The organism is uncultured Nitratireductor sp., assembly GCF_913053745.1.
Taxonomy (GTDB): domain Bacteria; phylum Pseudomonadota; class Alphaproteobacteria; order Rhizobiales; family Rhizobiaceae; genus Nitratireductor.
Genome location: NZ_CAJXGF010000236.1, coordinates 1 through 4,060 on the forward strand (window position 1 = coordinate 1; position 4,060 = coordinate 4,060).

The following is a 4,060-nucleotide window of genomic DNA, read 5'->3' on the forward strand; positions in this document are numbered from 1 at the left end:
CCCACAAAGGGCTCGATTTTGAGACTACGCCCACTCGTTTCACCGAAATTCCCGGGATCGAGGCAGGCGCATTCAGGACCGTTCCCGTGCTCCGGGACGGAGATCGCGTGTTGGCGGATTCTTTCCAGATCGCGCTTTATTTGGAGAAAGCCTATCCAGACCGGCCCTCGCTGTTCGCAGGCGAAGGGGGGAAAGCTCTCTCGCGTTTCATCGAAAAGTGGGCGCAGGCGGTTCTGGTCGGTTATATCGGGTCGTCTTTGCTTCTCGACATTCACGCCGTGCTCGATGCCGAGGACCAGGTCTATTTCCGATCCAGTCGGGAAAAACGGTTCGGACGTGTGCTCGAGGAGACAGCGAAGGGGCGCGAGGACCGTCTAGAGGATTTTCGTGCCGCACTCACACCGTTACGTCTGATGCTCAACGATCAGCCGTTTATCGGCGGGCAGGAGCCTCTCTTTGCTGATTATATCGCGGCCGGCATGTTTCAGTGGGCTCGTATCGTTTCGGCCTTCCTCCTTTTGGCGGAGGAAGACCCGGTTGCCGCATGGTTCGAACGTTGTCTCGACCTGCACGATGGCCTGGGTCGACGCGTCCCGGCCGCGGCTTAAAGCGCCGGGGCCTTCCCATGTGCTTCCTGGACCGCTATAGAGCGCGCCATCTTCAAATGTGAGCTCAGGCTCGAAATCCAGACAATCGAAGGACAAACCATGGCGATCGAACGCACATTTTCCATGATCAAACCGGATGCCACCAAACGCAACCTGACCGGCGCCATCACCAGGAAGCTCGAGGATGCGGGCCTGCGCGTCGTCGCTTCCAAACGTGTTTGGATGAGCCGCCGCCAGGCGGAGGGCTTCTATGCCGTGCACAAGGAGCGTCCGTTCTTCGATGAGTTGTGCGAGTTCATGTCTTCCGGCCCGACGGTCGTGCAGGTGCTCGAGGGCGAGAACGCGATTCTGAAAAACCGGGAAGTCATGGGTGCTACCAATCCGGCGGAGGCTGCCGAGGGGACGATCCGTAAGGAATTCGCCACGTCCATCGGCGAAAACTCCGTGCATGGTTCCGATGCGCCTGAGACCGCGGCCGAAGAAATCCGCTACTGGTTTTCCGACATCGAGGTCGTCGGCTGACCGAAAAGCGCTGACCGAACGGTGTTTCCGGAAACCGGGGCTCGCTTGGGCCCCGGTTTTTTATGCACCCTGCCGCGAGTTGGGAAATTTGAGGATCGAGGCGGGATTGCGCTCGAGAACAAACTTTGAGAAATCCTCGCCCGTCATGGCTCGTCCATAGAGCCAGCCTTGGAAAAAGGCGCAACCCGACGATTTGAGCAATGCTTCCTGCTTCGGTGTCTGGACGTGTTCGGCCACCGCCGAGAGCCCGAGTGTCGAAGCCATGTCCAGCATGGTTTGCACGAGCGCGCGGTTGGTTTCGCTGCCCTCTATATCGGCGATAAAACTGCCGTCGATCTTCAGTTCGTCGAACGGAAGCTTTTTCAGATAGGCTATGGACGAGTAGCCGGTTCCGAAATCGTCCAGCGACAGCCTTACCCCGAGCGCCTTAAGCTCGTTCATGCGCCGTGAAATCTGCATCTGGTCGCTGGTCAAAACCCGTTCGGTCATTTCCAGGGTGAGACGCTGCGGATCCAGGCCGTGTGCGTTGAGCCGGTCATGCAGAAAATCGAGAAAATCCGGATCTCGTAGAGATTTGAGACTGATGTTGATCGCCATATGCAGGCCGGCGAGGCGCGGGTTCTTTTTCCACTCGGCGAGGGTGCGCACACTGGTTTCGATCACGCCTCGGCCCAAGAGTTCCGCAAGCCCATGCTGCTCGGCGAGCCCCACGAAGTCGCTCGGCGAAAGCGCGCCGTGATCGGCGTGATTCCAACGCAACAGCGCCTCCGCGCCCACCACATGCCCAGCGACGTTTACCTGAGGCTGATAGTGCAGTTCCAGATTGTTATCGACCAAAGCACTGCGCATATCGTTCAGTAGGCGAAACCGTTTGCGTTCTTTTTGCAGTACCTTCGGATCGAAAAGAGCGACATTGTTGCGGCCCAGGCTTTTGGCCTGGTACATCGCCATATCGGCATTCTTCATCAGGACTTCAGGTCCCTTTTCACTGCCATCGAAAACCAGCACCCCGACGCTTGCCGATGTGTGATGGAGCATATGATCGAGAACGAATTCCTGACGTAGCGCCGCAAGCACGCGGTTGGCGGCCACGATAGCGTTTCGGGTCGCGCTCGCTGCGGTCCTGTCGTTGAGCGACAGGACGATGACGAATTCATCGCCGCCTATACGTCCGACGGCATCGTTGGGGCCGACAGCCGCCTGAAGACGATTGGCCACCTGTTTGAGAAACGTGTCCCCGACGTCGTGCCCCATCGTATCGTTGAGGGTTTTGAAGTTGTCGAGGTCGATGAAGAGGATCGCACCGCGGTGACCGTTGTTTCTGCAAGCCGCCATTTGCTGGCCGACCTGATCGAAGAGCAGGCGACGATTGGGAAGCCGCGTCAGCGGATCGTAGAAGGCAAGTCGCTCGATCTCCCTCTCGTTTTTCTTGCGCGTGGAGACGTCGGCGAGATAGCCGTGCCAGACGATCCCCTCATTGGTGGTTTCAGGCGAGGCGGCGACGCGCAGCCATTTCTCCAGACCGTCCGCCGAACGGATGCGAAACTCGCATTCCCAGGGGGTGAGTCTGGTGCCCGATTCCTTCAGCGTTTCCAGATAGTGCGCGCGGTCATCTGTGTGCACCATGTGAAGGATGGTGTTTGGATTCTCGGGCACGGCGTCGTCGCCATAGCCAAGCAACTGACGGAAGCCTTTCGAAGTGTAGAGTACCGAGAATTCGCCGCCTTGGCGCCGCAACATCTGAAATAGACCGCCTGGAAGCTGAGAGGTGAGCTTCTCGAACATGTCCTTCAATTTCAGGCGTTTCACTGTCTCTGTGATTTCGCGCACCGATCCTTCGTAATAGAGCGGCTCTCCGGTGCGGCGGTCGCGAACAAGACGTGCCGATTCACTGATCCAGATGCGCTCGCGCGTTTTGTGACGGTGGATCTCCGAGATGAAGTTTTCCACCTTGTCGTGCTCTTCAAGTTCGGCGCGGAACGCATCGCGGCGCGTGGGGTCCACATACCATTCTTTGGCTATGTTCTTGACGCCGGCAAGGAGTTCGGCCTCGTTGGCGTAACCGTTCAAGCGCACGAGAGCCGGATTTGCACTGAGCTGGCGACCATCGGGCGATGAGCGATAGATGCCTTCGGAAAGATTGTCGATCAGTTCCCGATGATTCTTCTGCTCGTCGCGCGCATCCTGGTAGCGGCGGCTCAGGCGGAACAAGCGATAGCCGAGCAGCAGGCATCCAAGAATGCTCGCTGCCGCGATCAACCAAGCGGCGGATATTACTCCCGCAACCAGCGTTGCCTGGAACGGTTCCGACATTGCTCTCCCACCGGTGTTACCTAGAGGAAGCTATAACCCTGAACGGTTTGCCAAAACGTCTAGCCGGAGGAGAAATGGTGTCTATCGTTAGCAAGAAGTAAAAAGCTGGAAAGCAGGTTCAGCGCCGCCAGCGTTTCATGTCCTCCAGGTCGTGATCCTGCGCCTCGACCCATTTGACGCCGCTTTCGCCCATTACATGCTCCTTCTTCCAAAAGGGCGCACGGGATTTCAGAAAATCCATAAGAAAATCGGCCGCTTCAAAAGCCGCGCGGCGGTGCACCGAGGCGGCGACCACGAGGACGATGTTGTCGCCCGGTGCGATGCGGCCGAAGCGGTGGATAACGGTCAGGCCCGTTAGCGGCCAGCGATTCGCCGCTTCGGCAGCGATGCGCGCGATCTCGGCTTCGGCCATGCCTGGATAATGTTCCAGTTCGAGGGCCTCGAGCCGGCCGTTCTCGTCGCGACAGAGCCCGGTGAAGCTCACCACCGCTCCCACGTCGCGGCGATTGCCGGTAAGGCGCCGGGCTTCGGCGGCAAGATCGAAATCTTCCGCCTGAACGCGCACCAGCGGTTCGCACGCGGTCGTCACGGTTAACCTCCGGTCATCGGCGGGGAAA

Annotated in this window: 4 protein-coding genes; 2 read left to right on the top strand and 2 right to left on the bottom strand. The window is 58.7% G+C overall.

The features are described 5' to 3' along the window. Positions 1 to 608: glutathione S-transferase family protein (locus QZ638_RS22680; protein ID WP_295814901.1), on the top strand; the 608-nt coding region annotated here is incomplete at its 5' end. A 99-nt stretch (positions 609 to 707) separates the two neighbouring features. After that, positions 708 to 1,130, top strand: coding sequence for a nucleoside-diphosphate kinase (gene ndk / locus QZ638_RS22685; protein ID WP_295814903.1), 423 nt, complete (start codon positions 708 to 710; stop codon positions 1,128 to 1,130). Positions 1,131 to 1,190: 60 nt separating this feature from the next. On the opposite strand, the gene QZ638_RS22690 is transcribed toward ndk, so the two are convergent. Together QZ638_RS22690 and QZ638_RS22695 are read right to left on the bottom strand one after the other, a co-directional pair. After that, positions 1,191 to 3,443, bottom strand: a complete 2,253-nt coding sequence (locus tag QZ638_RS22690; protein WP_295814906.1) for an EAL domain-containing protein — start codon at positions 3,441 to 3,443, stop codon at positions 1,191 to 1,193. 118 nt (positions 3,444 to 3,561) lie between these two features. Continuing rightward, positions 3,562 to 4,032, bottom strand: a complete 471-nt coding sequence (locus tag QZ638_RS22695) for a molybdenum cofactor biosynthesis protein MoaE (protein WP_295814908.1) — start codon at positions 4,030 to 4,032, stop codon at positions 3,562 to 3,564. Positions 4,033 to 4,060: the final 28 nt, after the last annotated feature.